This is a genomic window from Bradyrhizobium sp. JHI2711 (assembly GCF_056156565.1).
The window spans coordinates 1-269 of record NZ_JBPZPT010000037.1 but is presented as its reverse complement, the minus strand read 5'-3'; the positions used below and the strand labels follow the sequence as shown (position 1 = coordinate 269).

Here is a 269-nt window from a genome sequence, read left to right as displayed (position 1 = left end):
TGACACGGAAGTTGAATTGATCGTAGTCAATGCCTTCCCAGTGCTTGAGTTCGTCTGGTGCTTCGCTGTTCGCGTAGTGCTCGAGCCGCTTCAACCAGGGAGAGAGCCTTTGTACGGCCTCGGCACCATTCACATCATGGCCTGCAGCAAGAGCGTTGTATGCGTCCTCCAATGCTTCCAGGAATAGCCGATAGCCCATCCCATCCACTACGAAATGATGCACCAGTACCAGCAGATAATAATCGCCGCTTTCCGAAGCACGGAAGGCC

Annotated in this window: 1 protein-coding gene; it reads right to left on the bottom strand. The window is 53.9% G+C overall.

The window, feature by feature from the left end; genetic code table 11:
* Window positions 1-269: condensation domain-containing protein (locus tag ACTEK7_RS36680; RefSeq protein ID WP_474810824.1), on the bottom strand; the 269-nt coding region annotated here is incomplete at both ends.